General features: G+C 33.6%; 1 protein-coding gene and 1 pseudogene. Both read right to left on the minus strand.

Features of this window, described 5'->3' with window-relative positions; genetic code table 11:
- Positions 1–235 (minus strand): annotated as a pseudogene (locus J3S90_RS15735) (hypothetical protein); the annotation flags it as partial.
- Entirely contained in the window at positions 232–657 is a 426-nt protein-coding gene (locus tag J3S90_RS15740; RefSeq protein WP_210646979.1) for an IS630 transposase-related protein, read from the minus strand. The pseudogene J3S90_RS15735 and the gene J3S90_RS15740, both read right to left, overlap by 4 nt.
- Positions 658–711 lie beyond the last annotated feature (54 nt).

Below are 711 nucleotides of genomic sequence, written 5' to 3' on the forward strand. Positions count from 1 at the left end.
GATTAGAGTTTGTAGTTCGTGTAAAATTGCGTTGTTTGGGTACCAATAGGGCATGAGCTCTTAGAAAATCAAAGAAATTATCACGTCCGATTTTGATGTTTTCTTGTTTTATATCGTCTTGTAAAAGTTGATATAATTTTCGACCTCCAATTGCTTGATTAATTTCACCTCTTTTATCAATGACCATTTTTATCATCTTTTGATTGTCAGATTTTTGTTTTTGACAACGGTTCATTTTTTGATAGAAGGCTTGTCTTGAGATCCCGAAGCATTGGCAGATCCATTTGATTTTAAAATGTCTCTTTTCTTTAATTCCACTTCTTTGGCCAATGATTCGGGCAGCGACTTTTTTGCGTAATCATTGCCGGTATCAATCTCGGCTTCAGCAATTATCATCTGTTGGAAGTCTTTAATGAATTCGAGTTCTTTAATCTTTTCCTTGAGTTTTTTTATTTCATCCTTACTTGACATACCTTTTTGTTTTTGTTCTAAGGTAGCAAATTTCTGTAACCAATAATAAATTGCACTTCGTCCGACCTGGTATTTTACCGAAGCATGGTTAACGGAAATCTGTCCGTTAGTAACCTGATCAATGATCTTAAGTTTTAAGTCAAATCCAACGGATTTTTTTTGACAGTCTGGTTTCTTTTCTTTCATGTTGTCCTGTAAATAGTTGTTGATTTTTTGTCAACCTATTTCAGGATTTTACAT

Source organism: Flavobacterium flabelliforme (assembly GCF_017948675.1).
In the GTDB taxonomy this organism is placed as follows: domain Bacteria; phylum Bacteroidota; class Bacteroidia; order Flavobacteriales; family Flavobacteriaceae; genus Flavobacterium; species Flavobacterium pygoscelis.